The organism is Streptomyces sp. NPDC050625 (genome assembly GCF_040654755.1).
Taxonomy (GTDB): Bacteria; Actinomycetota; Actinomycetes; order Streptomycetales; family Streptomycetaceae; genus Streptomyces.
Genome location: NZ_JBFAIQ010000016.1, coordinates 129,854 through 147,506 on the forward strand (window position 1 = coordinate 129,854; position 17,653 = coordinate 147,506).

Consider the following 17,653-nt stretch of genomic DNA (forward strand, 5'->3'; position numbering starts at 1 on the left):
GGGCGTCATGCGGGTGCTGGCCACCGCCGGACACGTCGACCACGGCAAGTCCGCCCTCGTCAGGGCGCTGACCGGCATGGAACCCGACCGCTTCGAGGAGGAGCGGCGCCGCGGACTGACCCTCGACCTCGGCTTCGTATGGACCCGGCTCGGTCCGGCCGGCGAGTACCTCGCCTTCGTCGACGTGCCGGGACACGAGAGGTTCGTGCCGACCATGCTCGCCGGGGTCGGCCCCGTCCCCGCGGTGCTCTTCGTCGTCGCCGCCGACCAGGGCTGGCAGCCGCAGTCCGAGGAGCACCTGGCGATCCTGGACGCGCTCGACGTGCGGCACGCCGTCCTCGCGGTGACCCGCAGCGACCTGGCCGATCCGGGTCCCGTCCGGGCCGATGCGGTCGCGCGCATGGCCGACACCTCGCTCGGCGCCGTACCGGCCGTCGCGGTCAGTTCGGTGACCGGCGCGGGGCTCGACGGCCTGCGCACCGAGCTGTCCCGGCTGGCGGCCGCGCTGCCGGACCCGCCCGCCGACGCGGACGTACGGCTGTGGCTGGACCGGGCCTTCACGGTGCGCGGCCACGGCACGGTGGTGACCGGCACGCTCGGATCCGGCACTTTGCGCGTCGGGGACCGGCTGGTGACGGGCGACGGGACGGCCGCGCTGCGGGTGCGCGGGCTGCAGTCCCTGCACGAGGATCGCTCCGAGGTCAGCGGGGTGGCGCGCGTGGCGGTCAACGTGCACGGGTCCGCCGCCGACCTGCGACGCGGGGACGTGCTGCTGGCGCCGGAGCGCTGGCTCTGCACGGATCTCGTCGACGTCCGGGTCGTCGGGCAGCCCGTTGCCGACCTGCCCCGGACCGTCACCCTGCACATCGGCACCGCCGCCGTCCCGGTGACCGTCCGCCCCCTGGGCGAGGACACCGCCCGGCTGACCCCGAGCCGAAAGCTGCCGCTGCGCGTCGGCGACCGCGCGGTCCTGCGCGAACCGGGAGGCCGGCGCGTGCCCTGCGGTGTGACCGTGCTGGACGTCCGCCCGCCGCGGCTGCGCCGACGGGGCGCGGCACGGGCCAGAGCGGCCGAGCTGGCCACCATGACGGGCCTGCCGGACGCCGCGGCCGAGCTGCGGCGCCGCAGGCTGGTCACACGCTCGGAGCTGCTCGCGATGGGCGTACCGGCCGCGGCCGCGCCCGTGGCAGGGGACTGGCTCGCCGACCCCACCCACTGGGCTGAGCTGGGCGAGCGCCTGGTCACCGAGGTGGAGCGGCACGCGAAGCAGCACGCGCTGGACCCAGGGCTCTCCCTGGAGGCCGCCCGTCATCTGCTCGGTCTGCCCGACCGGTCGCTGGTGGACGCCCTCGCGGCGGGGACCGCCCGGCTCACGTGCCGGCAAGGGCGGCTGTACGGCTCCAAAGGCCTCCGGCCGCCCCTTCCGCAGGACGTACAGGCGGGCGTCGACGCCGTACGCCGGGATCTCGCGGCGGCACCGTTCCGCGCGCCGGAGGCCGGTCGCCTCGCCGAACTAGGCCTCACCCGTAAGGCGGTGGCCGCGGCTGTGGCGGCGGGTGCGCTGCTTCGGGTGGCCGACGGGATCGTGCTGCTGCCGGGCGCGGACGCACGGGCCGCCACCGTCCTCGCGCGGCTGCCGCAGCCGTTCACCGCGAGCGAGGCCCGGCAGGCGCTGGACACCACGCGCCGGGTGGCCGTGCCACTGCTGGAGCACCTGGACGCCCAGGGGTACACGGAGCGTGTGGACGACCGGCGGCGGCGCTGCCGGGACGGTGCGGCGAGCGGAGGCGGACGGGAATCGAACCCGCCTGCCCGAGATCCTCGGGCACCTCGGTTTTGAAGACCGGGAGGGCCACCAGGCACCCACACGCCTCCAGCGACCGCCAGGCTAGTTCCCCGGGAGACCGATATGACACCGACCCGCCAAGCCTCCGTACGGCTCACGCAGTTCGCCCACGGCGGCGGCTGCGCCTGCAAGATCCCGCCCGGAGAGCTGGAGGAGGTCGTCAGCGGTCTGGGCGCACCGCTTGCGGGCGGCGACACCCCGCTGCTGGTCGGCCTCGCCACCGGCGACGACGCGGCCGTCGCCGCCCTGCCCGAGCATCCGGGTACGGCGCTCGTATGCACAGCCGACTTCTTCACGCCCGTCGTCGACGACCCGTACGACTGGGGACGCATCGCGGCCGCCAACGCCCTGTCCGACGTGTACGCGATGGGCGGCCACCCCCTGCTCGCCGTCAACCTCCTGGCCTGGCCCCGCGACCGGTTGGCCTTCGATCTGGCCCGCGAGGTGCTGCGCGGCGGACTGGACGTGGCCACGGAGGCGGGCTGTCACATCGGCGGCGGGCACAGCGTCGACGACCCCGAACCCAAGTACGGCATGGCCGTCACCGGACTGGCCGACCCGGCGAGGCTGCTGCGCAACGACGCCGGCCGCCCCGGCCTGCCCCTTTCGCTGACCAAACCACTCGGCCTGGGTGTCCTCAACAACCGGCACAAGGCCACCGGCGAGCGGTTCGAGCAGGCGATCGCGACCATGACGGCCCTGAACCGGGACGCGTCCGTGGCCGCCCTCGCGGCCGGCGCCACCTGCGCCACCGACGTCACCGGCTTCGGCCTCCTCGGCCATCTGCACAAGCTGGCCCGGGCGTCCGGCGTGACGGCCGTGCTCGACACCGCCGCCGTGCCCTACCTCGACGGTGCCAGGGAGGCGGTCCGGGACGGGTACGTCAGCGGCGGCACCCGGCGCAACCTGGAGTGGGTGGCGCCCCACACCGACTTCGGGGACACGGACACCGACACCCGGCTGCTGCTGGCCGACGCGCAGACCTCCGGCGGACTGCTGGTCGCCGGAGAGGTGCCCGGAGCGCCGGTGGTGGGCGAGTTGGTGCCGCCCGGGGCGCACTCGATCGTGCTCAGGTGATCGCCGCGCCGACTGATACGCACTTGCATGGTGAAGTCGGGATACAGATTCGCAGATTCAATCTGTTGTCTGCCGTTCTTCTCGCATTTGCGTTTTCTCGTGAGCGCTGCCCGGGTACGGTCGTGCAGGAGGTGGTGGCCCGTGATCCAGATCGTGGAGAACGCCCCGCATGAAGGGCCGTACGCCATGGGTGCCGCATGTGAATCGGCCGGGCTGCCGGTCCGTGTCTGCCGGGCCTGGGCCGGTGACCGGGTACCGGACACCGTGGACGACATGGTGGCCCTGGTGGTGATGGGCGGGCCGATGGCCGCCTACGGGGACTTCCCGGGCCGCGGCGCGGAACTGGCGCTGCTGCGGGCCGCTTTGGAGGCCGAGGTGCCGGTGCTGGGAGTGTCCCTGGGCGCGCAGTTGCTGGCGGTCGCGGCGGGCGGTGCCGCCCGGTCCGGCGCCGGCGTGCGGATCGGCTGGGGCGATGTGCGGATGACCGCGGCCGCGCGGACCGACCCACTGCTGGCGGACGTGCCCGAGCGGCCGCGGCTGCCGCACTGGCACAGCGACACGATGGACCTTCCGGCGACGGCGACGCCACTGGCGTCCTGCGACCGCCACCCGGTGCAGGCGTTCCGGATCGGCGGCTCCGCGTGGGGGATCCAGTTCCATCTGGAGACGGACAAGACGGCGGTCGACGCCTTCGCCGGGGTCTTTCCGGAAGGGGCGGCCTCGGCACCGGATCCGCCGGCGTCCGCGCCCGCAGAACTGGCCGCGGTGGCCCAGCACCGCGACGGCTTGTTCAAGCGCTTCGCCGTCTTCGTCGCGGAGCGGGCCGAGCGGACGGCCACCCGTGCGTTCTTCACCCGGCGGGCGGCCACCTGGGAGGAGCGCTTCGCCGACGACGGACCCCGGTACGCGGCGGCGGCCGAGCGGATGGACCTGCGCCCCGGGCAGCGTGTCCTGGACGTGGGCTGCGGCACCGGCCGGGTGCTGCCCGCACTGCGCGCCCAAGTCGGTGACGGGGGCATCGTGCTCGGCATCGACCTCACGCCCGCGATGCTCACGGCCGTGACGCGCGAAGGCCGTGACGCGGACGGCTCCTTGCTGCTGGCCGACGCATGCCGGCTGCCGCTGCAGGACGGCGCGGTGGACGGCGTGTTCAGCGCGGGCCCGGTCAACCATGTCCCCGACCCCGCCGCGGCCCTGCGCGAGTGGGCCAGGGTGACCGCTCCCGGCGGGGTCCTGCTGCTCTTCCACCCCTCCGGCCGCGCCGAACGTGCCGCCCGTCACGGCCGCCCCCTCGACCCGGACGACCCGCTGGCCCAGGAGAATCTGCGGCCCGCGCTGCCGGCCGTCGGCTGGGACCTGACGTCCTACGAGGACGCCCCGCACCACTTCCTGGCCCGCGCGGCCCGCCACGGCGGTTGAGCCTGGATGCGGTCGGCCAGAGATACCTCGCCCGACGCGCCCGAAATGGCATGATTCGACATGCATTGTGGCTCCTTGTGGGCGCCCTCCGGGCCCATGGCCTAGGCGGCCACCGTGCATGACCCCTACACGAGGAGAAGCAGCCATGCCGGGACGCATCGCGGTGGGAGTGGACGGCTCCGAAGAGAGCATGAGGGCGGTGGACTGGGCCGCGGACGAAGCCGCGCTACGGAATGCCGAACTGCGCCTGGTGAACGCCTCGCTCTGGCAGGAGCACGCCCTCGTGGCGGTCCGGCCGTCCCGGGACGTGCTGGCCGCACGCGCGCAGGACCTGCTCGACACCATGACGGATCGGGCCCGGTCCCGCCGCAGCGGGATCACCACCAGCGAGGAGGAGATCGAGGACGCGCCCGACTCGGTACTGGTGTCCGCTTCCGCCGATGCCGACCTCGTGGTGCTCGGGTCGTACGGCTCCGGCGCGGGCTACACGGTCGGCTCCGTGGGCCAGGAGGTGACGGCGGAGGCGCACAGTCCGGTCGTGTTGGTACGCGGGAGCAAGCCGGACGAGGGCGGCCGTGTCGTCGTGGGTCTGGACATCCGGTCTCCCGGCGAGGAACTGCTCCAGTTCGCCTTCGACTTCGCCGCACGGCGCTCCGTACCCGTGCATGTGCTGCACACCTGGGGCCTGACCGCCCTGCATCACCCCATGCACCCGCACGGCGAGGGCAGCAAGGAGGCGGAGGCGGGCAGGGCGGCGCTGAGCGAGGCCGTGCGGCCCTACCGCGAGCGCTTCCCCCAGGTGGAGGTACAGGAGGAGGCCACCGCAGGACGGGCGGCCGGCCGACTCGTCGAGGCCGCGGCCGGAGCCGGCATCACGGTGGTGGGCCGGCGCAGGGGCCGGCAACGGCTGGGCCATCTCGGTGCCGTTGCCCATGCGGTGCTCCACCACGCGGACTGCCCCGTTGCCGTCGTCCCGCACGCCTGACCGGCCCGGCCCCGGCGACTAGGCCGACTGCCATGGGCATGCGGGCACCGGTGATCTGGCGTGTACTGGAAGCGCAGGAGTACCGATGGGATCGGACCCGCTGCCCATGACCGACCAGGACCTGCTGCCGGTGGACACCATGCGCGGTCTGTGCAGGGCCACCGTCCAGCAGGCGGAGCCAGGACGCCCCAGTGCGCGGGAGGCAGACCATGAGCACTAACACCCCCATGCAACTCGGCATGGTCGGGCTCGGACGCATGGGCGCCAACCTGGTGCGCCGACTCATGCGCGACGGCCACACCTGTGTGGTGTACGACCTCGACGCCGATGCCGTCGGCGAGTTGGAGCAGGAGGGTGCCACCGGTGCGTCCTCCCTGAAGGACCTCGTCGGCAAACTCGACCGGCCGCGGAACATCTGGCTGATGCTGCCCGCGGGCGTGGTGCAGGGCACCGTCGACGAACTGGCCGGCCTGCTCGCGCCCGAGGACACCGTGATCGACGGCGGCAACTCCTACTACCGCGACGACATCACCCGCTCCCAGCAGCTCGCGCCGAGCGGTATCCACTACGTGGACTGCGGCACCTCCGGGGGCGTCTGGGGCCTGGAGCGCGGATACTGCCTGATGGTCGGCGGAGACCCGGAGGCGGTCCAGCGCCTGGACCCCCTCCTGCGGACGATCGCCCCCGGCGCCGGCTGCGCGGAACCCACTCCCGGCCGGACCACGACGTCCGGCACCGCCCCCGACGGCTATCTGCACTGCGGGCCCAGCGGCGCCGGCCACTTCGTGAAGATGGTCCACAACGGCGTGGAGTACGGGATGATGGCCGCCATCGCCGAAGGCCTGAGCGTCATCAAGCACGCCGACGCGGGACTGCGCAAGCGGACGGTCGACGCGGAGACCGCCCCGCTGCGCGATCCCGACGCCTATTCCTACGAGATCGACGTCGCCGAGGTCGCCGAGGTGTGGCGGCGCGGTTCGGTGGTCGGTTCCTGGCTGGTCGACCTGGTCGCCGACGCGCTGGCCAGGTCGCCGGAGCTCGACGGTTTCGCCGGCCGGGTCTCCGATTCCGGGGAGGGCCGCTGGACCGTGCTGGCGGCGGTCGACGAGAGCGTGCCCGCGCCCGTGATCACCACGGCCCTCTACCAGCGGTACGCCTCGCGCGGACTGGGCGAGTTCACCGACAAACTGCTGTCCGCGATGCGCGGTGAGTTCGGCGGGCACGTCGAGAAGGCGGGCTGAACCGTGGCGCAGCCGACCCCCACCCGGAGTTCATCTTCGGAGCCGCGCCCGGACGACCATGTGATCGTGCTCTTCGGCGCGACCGGCGACCTGGCCCGCCGCAAACTGCTGCCCGGACTGTTCCATCTGGCCCACGCCGGACTCATGCCCGAGCACTACCGCGTGGTGGGATCCGCGCCCGGCGCCGACGCCCTCAGCGACGAGGAGTTCCGCACGCACGCCCGCGATGCGGTCGCGGAGTTCGGCCGGTCGAAACCGCAGGGAGAGGAGTGGGAGGCGTTCGAAGCGGCGCTCAGTTTCGGTGCCGCGGACCCGGAGGATCCGCAGCCGCTGCTGGCCGCCGTCCAGAAGGCCGAGCAGGAGCTCGGCGGCCGGCCGCGCCGCCTCTTCCACCTGGCCGTGCCGCCGGTCGCCTTCTCCTCCGTCGTCCAACTGCTCGGCGACACGGGACTCGCACAGAACGCGCGGGTGATCGTGGAGAAGCCCTTCGGCACCGACCTGCCGTCGGCCCGGGCCCTGAACGCCACCATCCACGCCGTCTTCGACGAGTCGAGGATCTTCCGCATCGACCACTTCCTGGGCAAGGAGTCGGTGGACAACATCCTGGCCCTGAGGTTCGCCAACGGCCTGTTCGAACCCATCTGGAACCGGGACCACATCAGCCATGTGCAGATCGACGTACCGGAGCAGATCGGCATCGAGGGCCGGGCCCGCTTCTTCGAAGGGACCGGCACCTTCCGGGACATGATCGTCACTCATCTCTTCCAGCTCATGGGCTTCGTGGCGATGGAACCCCCGACCAGGCTCGACGCGCACGCGCTGCGGGACGAGAAGGAGAAGGTGTTCCAGTCCCTGCGGCCACTGGACCCCGCCCACGTCGTCCGCGGCCAGTACACGGGCTACCGCGACGAACCGGGCGTGGACCCGCACTCGGACACCGAGACCTTCGTCGCCCTGCGCGTCGAACTGGACAACTGGCGCTGGGCCGGCGTGCCCTTCTTCCTGCGGTCCGGCAAGTCCCTCGCGCAGGGCCGACACGTGGTCACCCTGGGCTTCCGCGAGCCGGTGCTGCGGATGTTCCCGGTGGCCGTCGACCAATGCGCCGGCGCGCGCGGCAACGCACTGGTGATCGACTTCGACGATCCCGGAAGCATCACGGCCCGGTTCCTCACCAAGGAACCCGGACCCGCGATGCGGCTGGAGCACGCCGAGATGGTCTTCCGGTACGCGGGCTCGTACAACGAGGAGCACGCGCTGGAGGGCTACGAACGGCTCATCCTGGACGCCATGCTGGGGGACCAGTCCCTGTTCACCCGTTCGGACGGCATCGAACGTCTGTGGGAGGCGGCCACGCCGCTGCTGAAGGACCCGCCGCCCGTGGAGCTCTACGAGCCGGGTTCTTGGGGGCCCGACCGGATCCAGCAGCTCATCGCCCCCTACCGGTGGAGTCTTCCGGACCAGCACTGAGCAACGGACCACCGCTGACCGACAGACCACTACCGGCCAACGGACCACTACCGGCCATTGGGTCGTCCGGCCGCTTTGCTCCGGATGCCGCCTGCGCCTCGACCGAGCGGGTTCCTTCCGGCGCGCCGGGTGACGACTGCCCGACGCAACCCACCGGGCGCTTCTAGCCTCGACGCCATGCTGGGTCTTCCTGATCACGTACGTGCCTGTCTGTTCGACCTCGACGGGGTGCTCACCCAGACCGCGAAGGTGCATGCGGCAGCCTGGAAGGAGATGTTCGACGGCTATCTCCGCGAGCGGGCGGCGCGTGAGGGGACCGCGTTCGTACCGTTCGACGCGGTCGGCGACTACGACGAGTACGTGGACGGGCGCCCCCGCGAGGACGGGGTGCGCACCTTTCTCGCCGCACGCGGAGTGCACCTGCCCGAGGGATCGCCGGACGACCCGCCGGAGGCCGAGACCGTGAACGGGCTGGGCACCCGCAAGAACAACCTGGTGCTGCGCCGGATTCGCGAGGACGGGGTGGAGCCCTACGAAGGCTCGGTCAGGTTCGTGCACGAGGTACGGAAGGCCGGCCTGCGAAGCGCGGTGGTGTCGTCCAGCGCCAACTGCCGAGATGTCCTGGTGGCGGCCGGCATCGAGGAACTGTTCGACGAGCGGATCGACGGGATCGTGGCGCGCGAGCGCGAGCTGCACGGGAAACCGGCTCCGGACACCTACCTGGAGGCGGCCCGGGTCCTGGGGGTGGAGCCGGCCGCGGCGGCCGTGTTCGAGGACGCCCTGGCCGGTGTGGAGGCGGGGCGGGCCGGACGGTTCGGCATGGTCGTGGGGGTCGACCGGATGGGCCAGGCGGAGCAGCTGAGGGCGCACGGCGCGGACGTCGTGGTAAGTGACCTGGCCGAACTCCTGGAGTCGCGGTGATCACCCATCCCAGTTACACGGTCGAGCCCTGGTGCCTGCGCGAGACCGAGCTGAACCTGGATGTACTCGCCCAGAGCGAATCCGTGTTCGCCCTGTCCAACGGGCACGTCGGGTGGCGCGGGAACCTCGACGAGGGGGAACCCCACGGGCTGCCCGGCGCCTACCTCAACGGTGTGTACGAGCGGCATCCACTGCCGTATGCGGAAGCGGGCTACGGCTATCCCGAGTCCGGCGAGACGATGATCAACGTCACCGACGGCAAGGTCATCCGGCTGCTGGTCGACGACCACCCGTGCGACCTGCGCTACGGGCAACTCCAGGCCCACGAAAGGGTCCTGGACTTCCGCTCCGGTGTGCTCAGCCGGAAGGCGCGGTGGACCACGCCCGGCGGGCGGACCGTCCGCATCACCTCACGGCGCCTGGTGTCCTTCACCCAACGGGCCGTGGCCGCGGTGATGTACGAGGTCGAGCCGGTCGACGGATCGGCCACGGTGGCCGTGCAGTCCGAACTCGTCGCCAACGAACCGCTGCCGCACACCGAGGGCGACCCGCGGGTCGCCGCGGCGACCGAGTCCCCGCTGACGGCGGAGGAGAATTTCGCCCAGGACACCCGGCTTCGGCTCGTGCACCGCACCGAGCGCAGCGCACTGCGCGTGGGAGCGGCGGCCGACCATCTCATCGAGGGGCCCGACGGCACCCGGTGGACGGCTCAGTGCGAGCCGGACGTCAGCCGCCTGACGGTGACCGCGGACCTGGCGCCCGGGCAGCGGCTGCGGCTGGTCAAGTTCGTCGCCTACGGATGGTCCGGGCAGCGCTCGCTGCCCGCGGTGCACGACCAGGTCGACGGGGCGGTGGCGGCCGCCGTCAGTGTCGGCTGGGAGGGGCTGGTCGCCCAACAGCGGGCCTACCTCGACGAGTTCTGGGCCGGCGCGGACGTCGAGGTGGAGGGCGACGCGCAGATCCAGCAGGCCGTACGGTTCGCCCTGTTCCACGTACTCCAGGCGGCCGCCCGCGGGGAGGAACGGGCGATCCCCGCGAAGGGACTGACCGGAACCGGGTACGACGGCCACTCCTTCTGGGACACCGAGTCCTATGTGCTGCCCGTGCTCACGTACACCGCGCCGCAGACCGTCGCCCCGGTGCTGAGATGGCGGCACGGAACCCTGCCGGCTGCCCAGGAACGGGCACGCCAACTGGGCCTGGCGGGGGCGACCTTCCCCTGGCGGACCATCAACGGCGCCGAGTGTTCCGCCTACTGGCCGGCCGGGACGGCCGCCTTCCATGTGAACGCCGACATCGCCATGGCCGCCGTCCGGTACGTCATGGCGAGCGGCGACGAGGAGTTCGAGCGCGGTGAGGGACTGGAACTCCTGGTGGAGACCGCCCGGTTGTGGCGCTCCCTAGGCCACCACGACGCTGAGGGCGTCTTCCACATCGACGGGGTCACCGGACCCGACGAATACAGCGCCATCGCACGGGACAACCTCTACACCAACCTGATGGCACGCCAGAACCTGCTGGCCGCGGCGGAAACGGCCACGCGCCACCCGGACCGGGCCGAGGAACTAGGCGTCGACGACGAGGAGACGGCTGCCTGGCGGGATGCCGCGAGCCGCATGGCGCTGCCGTACGACGAAGGCCTCGGCGTGCACGAGCAGTCGGCCGGCTTCACCCGCTTCCAGCACTGGGACTTCGACGAGACCCCGCCCGAGAACTACCCCCTGCTGCTCCACTATCCCTACTTCGACCTGTACCGCAAGCAGGTGGTCAAGCAGGCCGACGTGGTACTGGCGATGATGGTGTGCCCCAACGCCTTCACCGACCAGGAGAAGGCCCGCAACTTCGCCTACTACGAGGCCCTCACCGTCCGCGACTCCTCCCTGTCGGCGTGCTGCCAGGCGGCGCTGGCCGCCGAGACCGGACATCTGCGGTTGGCCTACGCGTACCTCAGCGAGGCGGCGCTGATGGACCTGGAGGACCTGGAGCACAACACCCGCGACGGGCTGCACATCGCCTCGCTCGCCGGCACCTGGATCGCGCTGGTCATCGGCTTCGGCGGCATGCGCCGGCACGCCGGTGAGGAGGGGCATCCGGACCGGCTGGGCTTCGTGCCGCGCCTGCCCGAAGCGCTGTCCCGGCTGGCGTTCACGGTGACGGTACGCGGGCGCCGGCTGAAGGTGGACATCGGCCCGGCCAACGCACGCTACATCCTGGAGGAAGGCGACCCGCTGGAGGTACTGCACCACGGTGAGCCGATGACCCTGACCACCGGTACACCACTGGACCGCCCGGTACCTCCGGTACCCGCCCGCCCCGAGCCGCAGCAGCCCCGGGGCCGGCGCCCGGTCGGACTGCCCGGCGGCGAGGAATCCTGGGGCGCGCCCCAGGAGCAATGAGCGGGAGCAAGGAGGAGGAAGCCCGGTCCGGGACGGTGATGTTCGTGTCAGAGTGCGTCGACCGCGCTCACCTTCCAGCCGTCGGACGTGTGGGTCAGTGTCATCCGTACCCGGTTCAGGTCCAGGCGGGAGCCCGAGACCTGGGTGCTGGTGGTCAGTTGGTTGACGAAGAGGAGGACCACGGCCCGGTCCGCCGATGCCGAGATCACTGAGGCTGCGGCAGGGCCGTCGGTCGGCGTCGCCACCGTTGCCTTCACGACCCCGTGGTACTTCCTGGCCGTCGGGCCGACCACCGTCGTCGTGGTCTTGCCGTACTGGTCGCGGAAGTGCCCGGTGAGCCAGGTGCTTGCCGCGGCGAAGTCGCGGGACAGATGCCGGTAGTCGTACGACAGCACGACGGGCGCCGCCTGTTGCGCGGCCGCGAGCGCCTGCCCTCGTGCCTGCTCGGCCTCCACGCCCTGCCGGTACCGCCAGCCGAGCACGGCCGCCGCGATCAGGCCCGCCACGAGCAGGACGCACAGGACCGCGGTGAGCAGTCGTCGACGAGTGCGCCGCGTCGGCGTTTTGGGGCCGGGCTCGCCTTCCTCCTGCGGGGCATCCTCCGCCTCGAAGGACTCCGGCGAGGGCTCGGGCGGGTCGTCCCAGCCGTGCTTCGGGGGCTCGATGAGCACGGTGCGTCCGGCGTCGCGCGTTGCGAGGCGGCCCGGGACGGTCTCATCGGTGGCCGTCGGCCCGGGTTCGCTGTTTCCGCGCTCCGCGCGCTTGGCCGCCGCGCGGGCGGCAGCGGTCATGGTGCGCCGGGTGCCGGAACCGGAGCCGCGGCCTCGGGTGGTCGTCTTCGCCACGGTCTTACTCCTCGTGTCTTGCAGGGCGGGAGGGGGGAGGGCGGAGGCTGGTGGGTGGGGTCAGCCGACGAACTCGACGTCGGACGTCAGCCAGCGGCCGTCCCGGTACACCAGGTCGAGCTGCAGCCGGTATGTGCGCGCCTCGCCCTTGGGCGCGGCCGTATTGGTCACCTTGCTGTCGGCGACCACCAGGACACGCGCCGAGTGTTCGTCGGACCGGACGATGCCCGCTTCCAGGACCTGGCCCTCGGACACGGATTCGTTCTGGGCGACGAGCTTGGTCAGCTCCTCGGTCTGCGCGGCGAACTGCTTCTTGAAGTCGCCGGTGGCGCCTTCGAGGACGTTCGCGCTGTCCCGGCCGTAGTGCCGGTAGTCGAGCGAGGTGAAGTTCAGCGCCGACTGGCGGGCCGCGGCCAGGATGTCCTGGCGCCGCTGCTCCGTCTCGTGCTGGTCGTGGAGCGCGAGGCTCAGCCAGATCGTCAGCGCGATCGTGAGGACGGTCGCCACGACGAGCCCCACCGACCCGGCCGTGCCCGACAGGGCCCTGCTCATGCCATCGGTCCGACGAGCAACCATTGCCATGACTCCTTTCCGAAGACCGCCTGCTGGCCGCCCGAGGAGCCGATCTCGACGGGCCTTCCGTCCGGGCCGGTGGCGGTGCCGGTCTCCGGGTCGTACGGCGTGACGTACGCCGTCCGGTTGGCGCCGCCGGGAGCTGCCGTGGGGCCGGGGGCGTTCTGGGCGCCCCGGACCGACGACTTGCCCCCGCGCGGGGCCGTGCAGCGCGCGTCGGTGTTCGCCTCGCGCGTGCTGGTGTCCGCCGGGTCACGGCGCGCCGTTCCGTAGCCCTGGGTGCACGGCGGCGGGTCGTCGGCGTTGACCACCAGGCCGAAGTGAGTCGTGCCGTCGCCCGGGACGACGGTGTAACTGCCCGAGACCAGCGCAGGGAAGGTGACGAGCGCCTGCTCCACACCCGGCAGGCGCGCCAGCGTGACCTGGCCGCCGCTGATCAGGTTGGCCAGCAGGACCGACAGCCGTGGCCCGGTGGACTTCAACAGCGAGTTCACCTGTTGCGCGGCCGGCGTCGCGTTGCCGATCAGCTTGCGCAGGTCCCCGTCGCTCGACTTCAACTGCGCGGTGAGCGCCGCCAGGTCGTGCGCGAACGACTTGATGGAGGAGCCCTGGTCGGCCTGCGTCTTGAGGACCTTTCGCGAGTCCTCGATGAGCGAGATCGTCTGGGGCAGTGAGTCCGACGCCGACGCGACGAGCGCGTTGCCCGAGTCCACCAGTCGGCTGAGGTTCGGTCCGGTTCCGGAGAAGGCCCGGCCCAACTCGTCGACGGTGACGCGCAGATCGTCCTTGCCGACCGAGTTCACGAGCCGGTCCAGACTGAGGACCAGGTCCGTCGTGGGCAGTGGTACGCGGGTGCTGCCGCGCGGGATGGCGCTTCCGTCGAGCAGGTACGGGCCGTTGGACGTGCGGGGCTGCAGATCGACGTACTGCTCGCCCACCGCCGAACGGTTCGCGACCACGGCGAGGGTGTCCGCGGGGATGCGCGGCGTGCCGTCCTCGATGTCGAGGGAGACCGAGATGCCGCCGGAGTCCGTCAGCCGCAGCGTGCCGACCCGGCCCACCGGCACCCCCCGGTAGGTGACCTCGGCGCCCGGGAAGATTCCCCCGGAGTCGGCGAAGTCCGCCCGCACTGTGTAGCCGCGGTCCAGGATGTCGTCGAGCAGACCGGTGTACTCGGCGCCGACGTAGGACACCCCGACGGCGGTGACGGTGGCGAAGGCGAGCAGTTGGGCCTTGACCGTCCGTGTGATCACGGCTGAACCCCCTTCAGCATCAGCTCCGCGAGCGCGAGATCTATCCCCTCGGGAATCTGGGGCCCCTCGGACCCCTCGGGCAGCGTTCCTCGGGCGGTGTAGGCGCTGGTGCACACCGGCGGGCAGAGCGGCCCGCCCCCGCCTGACGGGGCCGGCGGGGCCGACGGCACCGAAGCGGACGGCAGGCCGGGCGTGCTCGGCAGCGCCGTGGGTGTCGGAACGCCCGGCACGTCCGGGAGCTCCGGCAGGTCGGGAGTCCCGGGCTGCTGGGAACCGCCGTTTCCCCCGCCGGGCTTGCCGGACCCGCCCGTCAGATTCCCGTAGAGGTCAGACAGATCGAGGTCGGCGGTGATGTCCAGGTTGACGTAGTCGCCCTTGACGGCGTCCACCGCGTTGCGCGGGAAGGGATAAGTGGTCAGCAGCTCCAGGGAGTTGGGGAGGTCGTCGCCCGCCTTGTTCAGCTGCCGCAGGATCGGCCGCAGCTTTTCGAGGTTCGCGACCGTGTCGTCGTGCGAGGCCTCGACCACCTTGGTGCCCGTCGTGCCCAGCTTCGACAGGGCCGTGAGCATCTTCGTCAGATCGCGCCGCTGGTCGGCGAGGACCTTCAGGGCGGGCGGCATCGTGTCCACGGCCTGGGCGATCGTCTTCTTCTCCTTCCCGAGCCGCTGGGCCAGGCGGTCGACGGCCTTGAGGGCGCGGACGATGTCCTTGCGCTGGTCGTCCAGACCGCCGATGAACGTGTTCAGCTCCTTGAGCAGCGACCTCACCCGGTTCTCGCGGCCGTCCAGGGCCTTGTTCAGCTCCACGGTGATGGTCTTGAGCTGGGCCACTCCGCCGCCGTTGAGGAGCGCGGACAGTGCGGACAGCACCTCCTCGATCTCCGGGTTGCGGCCGCTGCGGGAGAGCGGGATGCGGTCGCCGTCGCCGAGCCGGCCCACGGGGGCCGTACCGGACGGGGCGGAGAGGGCTACGTACTTCTCGCCGAGCATGCTGGTCTGCCGCAGCTCGGCGACCGCGTTGGCGGGCAGCCTCACCGAGTCGGCGACCCTCAGTCGTACGCGCGCGTGCCAGCCGTCCAGCTCGACCTTCTCCACGGCGCCCACGGTGACGTTGTTGACCTTCACCGCCGACTGCGGGACCAGGTCGAGGACGTCACGGAACTCGACGGTGACGTGGTAGGCGTGGCCGTCGGCGGCGGCTCCGCCCGGCAGCTGGACGTCGTACCAGCCGTTGAACTCGCAGCCGGACAGCAGCAGCGAGCCGACGGCCGCCCAGGCGAGCGCCCCGCCCTTGCGCAGTGCGTTCATGCGCTCGCCCCCAGGATTCCGCCGAGCGTCCGGTCGACCGTGCCCGTCACCGCTGACCCCTGAGGCACCTTCGGCAGGGAGTCGAAGAGTTCCTTCAGCTCCTTGCAGTCGGGGTTCTTGCCGCCTTCGTCGCCGGTCGTCCTCAGCACGGAGCACAGCAGTGAGGCCGGATCCTGCGGCTGGTCGGGGTTGTTGCGGGTGTCGAGGGTGCCCGCGGACGGGTTGTAGGCGTTGTTCAGGTTCGACAGACCCGTGGGGGCGACCTTCAACAGCTCGTCCAGTGCGGCCCGTTGGGTGACGAGCACCTTGGTCACCTTGCTCAGGCCCGTCACGTTCGAGGTCAGCGACTTCTTGTTCTTCTTCACGAAGTCCGACACATCACCGAGCGCCGTCCCCAGATTCAGCAGCGCGGCGGCGAGATCCTTGCGTTCGCCCGCGAGCTGCCCGGCGACCTTGGCGAGGCTGGTGTTGAACGACCGCACGCTCTGGTCGTCGGCGGCCAGGGCCGCCGTGAAGACCTGGAGGTTACGTACCGTGCCGAAGAGGTCGGTGCGGCCGTCGGACAGGGTGGTGACGGCCTGCGAGAGGTCCTCGACCGTCTGATGGAGGTTGTCGCCCTGGCCGTCGAGGTTGGCCGCGCTCACCCCGAGCAGCCGTGACAGCGAGCCGTCCTTGTTGGCGCCCTTGGGACCGAGCGCCTCGGCCGTCGTGTGCAGACTGTCGAAGATCCGGTCCAGCTCGACCGGTACGGCTGTCCGCGCCTCGGGGATGACGTCACCGTTCCGCATCGCCGGACCATGGCGGTAGACCGGCAGCAGCTGCACATAGCGGTCGCTGACCACGGAGGAGTTGATGATCGCGGCCTTGGCGTCGGCCGGGACCTTGCGGCCCGCGTCGTACTCCAGTTCCACCCGCACCCGGTCGCCCTCCGGCGTGATCTTCTCGACCTCGCCGATCCGCACGCCGAGGACGCGGACGTCCGAGCCGGGATAGATGCCGACGGTGCGCGGGAAGTACGCGGTGACGTGCACGGGCTCGGAGCGCGGCCACAGCACGTAGGTGAGCGCGGCGACGAGGGCGAGTGCGGTGACCAGGGCCACGCGTCGCTTCAGGTTGTTCACTGCGAGCCTCCCGTGCGCGGCACCACCGGAGCGGCGACCAGGTTCTGGACGTAGGAGTCGAACCAGCGGCCGTTGCCCAGGGTGTTGGTGAAGAGCCGGACGTACGGGGCGAGCAGCTCGACGCTCCGGTCGAGGCTCGACTGATTGCGTTCGAGCATCTCGACCACGCGGTTGAGGCCCTTCAGCGCCGGCCCGATCTCCTTGTTGTTGTCCTCCACGAGACCGGACAGTTCGATGCCGAGCGCGGCGGAGCTCTTCAGCAGCTTGTGGATCGCCTCGCGCCGCTTGCTGATCTCCTTGAACAGCTGGTCGCCGTCCTTGACCAGTGCGGTGAAGTCGTCGGTGTGCTCGGCCAGTACGCCGGTGACACCGTTCGCGTGGTCGAGGAGTTCACCGAGTGCCTTGTCCCGTGAGGCCACCGTCCGGGAGATCTTGGACAGGCCCTTGATGGATGCCCGTACCTCGGCGGGGGAGTCCTGGAACGTGGTGGAGATGGTGTCGAGGGCCTTCGCCAGCCGGTCGGTGTCGACCTGTTCCGTGGTGGTGGTGAGATCGCTGAACGCCTGCACGACGTCGTACGCCGGGACCGTCCTCCTCAGCGGTATCTCGCTGCCGGCCTTCAGCTGACCGGGTCCCTTGGGGTGCAGCGCGAGGTACTTGGCGCCGAGGACCGTCTTGACCCGGATGGAGGCGCCGGTCTCGGTGCCGAACCCGGGATCACCCTTGATCTTGAAGGTGATCTTGACGTGGTCCCCCTCCAGATCGACGCCCTCGACCTTGCCGACCTTGACCCCGGCGATGCGCACCTCGTCACCGGGCCTGAGCCCGCCCGCCTCCGAGAAGGCGGCGCTGTACGTGTCGCCGTCACCGATCAGCGGCAGGCTGTCGACGTTGAAGGCGGCCACGGTCAGCAGCGCGAGCGTGGTGAGGCCGACGGCCCCGATCACCACGGGGTTGCGCTCACGGAACGGGACCAGACGCGGGCGGCGTATCCGTACACGGGGAAGCCGCGGCGGCTCGATGCGGACCTTGATCAGCGGTTCCGGGCGGCGGGGGCGAGGCGCGCGGCGCGGCAGGAGCCGTACCTTCGGGAGCGTGGGCGGGTCGATGCGGACCTTGATCAGCGGTTCCGGGCGGCGGGGGCGAGGCGCGCGGCGCGGCAGGAGCCGTACCTTCGGGAGCGTGGGCGGGTCGATGCGGAC

General features: G+C 71.5%; 14 protein-coding genes, 1 tRNA gene and 1 pseudogene. 9 read left to right on the forward strand and 7 right to left on the reverse strand.

Annotated elements, in window-relative coordinates; genetic code table 11:
• Positions 1–7 precede the first annotated feature (7 nt).
• Positions 8–1,747, forward strand: a pseudogene (locus AB0I54_RS29755) (SelB C-terminal domain-containing protein); the annotation flags it as partial.
• 35 nt (positions 1,748–1,782) lie between these two features.
• Here AB0I54_RS29755 and AB0I54_RS29760 read toward each other — a convergent pair.
• Positions 1,783–1,875: transfer RNA gene (locus tag AB0I54_RS29760), tRNA-Sec, on the reverse strand.
• 34 nt (positions 1,876–1,909) lie between these two features.
• Here AB0I54_RS29760 and selD point away from each other — a divergent pair.
• From selD to AB0I54_RS29800, 8 genes are all read left to right on the forward strand, one after another.
• Positions 1,910–2,923, forward strand: coding sequence for a selenide, water dikinase SelD (gene selD / locus AB0I54_RS29765; protein WP_363299276.1), 1,014 nt, complete (start codon positions 1,910–1,912; stop codon positions 2,921–2,923).
• Positions 2,924–3,064: 141 nt separating this feature from the next.
• A complete protein-coding gene (locus AB0I54_RS29770; RefSeq protein ID WP_363299277.1) occupies positions 3,065–4,342 on the forward strand; it encodes a methyltransferase domain-containing protein in 1,278 nt (425 codons plus the stop codon).
• A gap of 145 nt (positions 4,343–4,487) precedes the next feature.
• On the forward strand, positions 4,488–5,327 hold the full coding sequence (locus tag AB0I54_RS29775) for a universal stress protein (RefSeq protein ID WP_363299278.1): 840 nt from the start codon (positions 4,488–4,490) through the stop codon (positions 5,325–5,327).
• 85 nt (positions 5,328–5,412) lie between these two features.
• On the forward strand, positions 5,413–5,547 hold the full coding sequence (locus AB0I54_RS29780) for a hypothetical protein (protein ID WP_363299279.1): 135 nt from the start codon (positions 5,413–5,415) through the stop codon (positions 5,545–5,547).
• Positions 5,548–5,554: 7 nt separating this feature from the next.
• Positions 5,555–6,568 (forward strand): phosphogluconate dehydrogenase (NAD(+)-dependent, decarboxylating), encoded by a 1,014-nt coding sequence (gnd, locus tag AB0I54_RS29785; RefSeq protein WP_363299337.1) that lies wholly within the window; start codon positions 5,555–5,557, stop codon positions 6,566–6,568.
• A gap of 3 nt (positions 6,569–6,571) precedes the next feature.
• The gene (zwf, locus tag AB0I54_RS29790) at positions 6,572–8,035 is read left to right on the forward strand and encodes a glucose-6-phosphate dehydrogenase (protein WP_363299280.1); all 1,464 of its coding nucleotides are present in this window, start codon (positions 6,572–6,574) and stop codon (positions 8,033–8,035) included.
• Positions 8,036–8,212: 177 nt separating this feature from the next.
• Positions 8,213–8,956, forward strand: coding sequence for a beta-phosphoglucomutase family hydrolase (locus AB0I54_RS29795; RefSeq protein WP_363299281.1), 744 nt, complete (start codon positions 8,213–8,215; stop codon positions 8,954–8,956).
• The gene (locus tag AB0I54_RS29800) at positions 8,953–11,352 is read left to right on the forward strand and encodes a glycosyl hydrolase family 65 protein (RefSeq protein WP_363299282.1); all 2,400 of its coding nucleotides are present in this window, start codon (positions 8,953–8,955) and stop codon (positions 11,350–11,352) included. The genes AB0I54_RS29795 and AB0I54_RS29800 overlap by 4 nt, the downstream gene beginning before the upstream one ends.
• A gap of 47 nt (positions 11,353–11,399) precedes the next feature.
• On the opposite strand, the gene AB0I54_RS29805 is transcribed toward AB0I54_RS29800, so the two are convergent.
• From AB0I54_RS29805 to AB0I54_RS29830, 6 genes are read right to left on the reverse strand one after another with little or no spacing between them, the layout of a single operon-like run.
• Positions 11,400–12,197 (reverse strand): hypothetical protein, encoded by a 798-nt coding sequence (locus AB0I54_RS29805; protein ID WP_363299283.1) that lies wholly within the window; start codon positions 12,195–12,197, stop codon positions 11,400–11,402.
• A 60-nt stretch (positions 12,198–12,257) separates the two neighbouring features.
• A complete protein-coding gene (locus tag AB0I54_RS29810; RefSeq protein ID WP_363299284.1) occupies positions 12,258–12,749 on the reverse strand; it encodes a hypothetical protein in 492 nt (163 codons plus the stop codon).
• Positions 12,746–14,023 (reverse strand): MlaD family protein, encoded by a 1,278-nt coding sequence (locus AB0I54_RS29815; RefSeq protein ID WP_363299285.1) that lies wholly within the window; start codon positions 14,021–14,023, stop codon positions 12,746–12,748. The genes AB0I54_RS29810 and AB0I54_RS29815 overlap by 4 nt, the downstream gene beginning before the upstream one ends.
• Positions 14,020–15,330, reverse strand: coding sequence for an MCE family protein (locus AB0I54_RS29820; protein ID WP_363299286.1), 1,311 nt, complete (start codon positions 15,328–15,330; stop codon positions 14,020–14,022). The genes AB0I54_RS29815 and AB0I54_RS29820 overlap by 4 nt, the downstream gene beginning before the upstream one ends.
• Complete coding sequence (locus AB0I54_RS29825) at positions 15,327–16,451, reverse strand: MCE family protein (protein ID WP_363299287.1); 1,125 nt, start codon at positions 16,449–16,451, stop codon at positions 15,327–15,329. Before AB0I54_RS29825 ends, AB0I54_RS29820 begins: the two co-directional genes overlap by 4 nt.
• Positions 16,448–17,428 (reverse strand): MCE family protein, encoded by a 981-nt coding sequence (locus AB0I54_RS29830; protein ID WP_363299338.1) that lies wholly within the window; start codon positions 17,426–17,428, stop codon positions 16,448–16,450. Before AB0I54_RS29830 ends, AB0I54_RS29825 begins: the two co-directional genes overlap by 4 nt.
• Between the last annotated feature and the right edge of the window lie 225 nt (positions 17,429–17,653).

Bases quoted from the DNA above. Each gene is read 5' to 3' on its own strand.
- selD (WP_363299276.1), top strand. From the start codon at position 1,910: ATGACACCGACCCGCCAAGCCTCCGTACGGCTCACGCAGTTCGCCCAC.
- AB0I54_RS29775 (WP_363299278.1), top strand. From the start codon at position 4,488: ATGCCGGGACGCATCGCGGTGGGAGTGGACGGCTCCGAAGAGAGCATG.
- AB0I54_RS29780 (WP_363299279.1), top strand. From the start codon at position 5,413: ATGGGATCGGACCCGCTGCCCATGACCGACCAGGACCTGCTGCCGGTG.
- gnd (WP_363299337.1), top strand. From the start codon at position 5,555: ATGCAACTCGGCATGGTCGGGCTCGGACGCATGGGCGCCAACCTGGTG.
- AB0I54_RS29795 (WP_363299281.1), top strand. From the start codon at position 8,213: ATGCTGGGTCTTCCTGATCACGTACGTGCCTGTCTGTTCGACCTCGAC.
- AB0I54_RS29810 (WP_363299284.1), bottom strand. From the start codon at position 12,749: ATGAGCAGGGCCCTGTCGGGCACGGCCGGGTCGGTGGGGCTCGTCGTG.
- AB0I54_RS29820 (WP_363299286.1), bottom strand. From the start codon at position 15,330: ATGAACGCACTGCGCAAGGGCGGGGCGCTCGCCTGGGCGGCCGTCGGC.